This window comes from Spirillospora sp. NPDC000708 (assembly GCF_040299565.1).
GTDB lineage: Bacteria > Actinomycetota > Actinomycetes > Streptosporangiales > Streptosporangiaceae > Spirillospora.
Map to the genome: position 1 here is coordinate 1 of NZ_JBEPCJ010000223.1, position 1,852 is coordinate 1,852.

Below are 1,852 nucleotides of genomic sequence, written 5' to 3' on the forward strand. Positions count from 1 at the left end.
TGATGGTGAAGTGGTTTACAGTAAAGCTGAAGCTGCTGACTTCTTTAAAGCACAAGAAGAAGCGACTAACCTTCCATACATCTACCTAAGTGCAGGTGTATCTGCTAAATTGTTCCAAGAAACATTGCAATTTGCTCACGACTCAGGTGCCAAGTTTAATGGGGTGCTTTGTGGACGTGCTACTTGGGCAGGATCTGTAGAACCTTACATCAAAGAAGGTGAAAAAGCAGCACGTGAATGGTTGCGTACTACTGGATTCGAAAATATTGATGAACTTAACAAAGTTCTTGTTAAAACAGCTAGTCCATGGACTGATAAAGTATAGTAAAAACATAAAACGGAGGATATTGATGTGAACAGAGAAGAGATGACTCTCTTAGGGTTTGAAATTGTTGCTTATGCTGGAGATGCTCGCTCTAAGCTTTTAGAAGCGCTTAAAGCGGCTGAAAATGGTGATTTCGCTAAGGCAGATAGTCTTGTAGTAGAAGCAGGAAGCTGTATTGCAGAGGCTCACAGTTCTCAGACAGGTATGTTGGCTCGAGAAGCTTCTGGAGAGGAACTTCCATACAGTGTTACTATGATGCATGGTCAGGATCACTAGATGACTACGATCTTATTAAAAGATGTGATTCATCACCTCATCGAACTTTATAAAAGAGGAGCAAAGTAATTAATGCATAAACTCATTGAACTTATTGAGAAAGGGAAACCATTCTTTGAGAAAATCTCTCGAAACATCTATCTTCGTGCTATTCGTGATGGATTTATTGCTGGTATGCCAGTCATCCTTTTCTCATCTATCTTTATCCTTATTGCCTATGTCCCAAATGCTTGGGGATTCCACTGGTCAAAAGACATTGAGACCTTCTTGATGACTCCTTATAGCTATTCGATGGGTATCCTAGCATTCTTTGTTGGTGGTACTACCGCTAAAGCTTTGACGGACTCAAAGAACCGTGACCTACCTGCGACCAATCAGATTAACTTCTTATCTACGATGCTAGCGTCTATGGTAGGGTTCCTTTTGATGGCAGCTGAGCCTGCAAAAGAAGGAGGCTTCTTGACAGCCTTCATGGGAACAAAAGGCCTTTTGACAGCATTTATCGCAGCCTTTGTGACAGTTAATGTTTATAAAGTCTGTGTAAAAAATAATGTTACCATTCGTATGCCTGAAGATGTTCCACCAAATATCTCTCAAGTATTTAAGGACTTGATTCCGTTCACCGTCTCAGTTGTTCTCCTATATGGACTTGAACTCCTTGTTAAGGGAACTCTTGGTGTAACTGTTGCAGAATCAATCGGTACCCTTATTGCTCCTCTTTTCTCAGCTGCAGATGGTTACCTTGGAATTACACTTATCTTTGGTGCTTATGCCTTCTTCTGGTTTGTTGGTATTCACGGTCCTTCAATTGTCGAACCAGCAATCGCTGCTATCACTTATGCCAATATCGATGTCAACTTGCATCTTATCCAAAATGGACAACATGCAGATAAAGTTATCACTTCTGGTACTCAAATGTTTATTGCTACCATGGGTGGAACAGGAGCTACATTGATTGTTCCATTCTTGTTCATGTGGATTTGTAAATCAGATCGTAACCGTGCCATCGGACGTGCCTCAGTTGTTCCAACATTCTTTGGGGTTAATGAGCCAATCTTATTTGGTGCACCAATCGTATTGAATCCGATTTTCTTTGTACCGTTCATTTTCACTCCGATTGTCAACGTTTGGATCTTTAAATTCTTTGTTGACACATTGAACATGAACTCATTCTCTGCCAACCTTCCATGGGTTACTCCTGGTCCGTTGGGAATTGTACTCGGTACTAACTTCCAAGTTCTATCATTTATC

Annotated in this window: 3 protein-coding genes; all 3 read left to right on the forward strand. The window is 40.8% G+C overall.

Annotated features, from left to right (window positions below; translation table 11 throughout):
* Positions 1-325: hypothetical protein (locus ABT299_RS52540; RefSeq protein WP_500255460.1), on the forward strand; the 325-nt coding region annotated here is incomplete at its 5' end.
* 27 nt (positions 326-352) lie between these two features.
* Positions 353-601 (forward strand): PTS lactose/cellobiose transporter subunit IIA, encoded by a 249-nt coding sequence (locus ABT299_RS52545; protein WP_500255461.1) that lies wholly within the window; start codon positions 353-355, stop codon positions 599-601.
* Between the two features lie 72 nt (positions 602-673).
* Positions 674-1,852, forward strand: a 1,179-nt coding sequence (locus ABT299_RS52550) for a lactose-specific PTS transporter subunit EIIC (RefSeq protein WP_500255462.1), incomplete at its 3' end; no start/stop codon positions are given.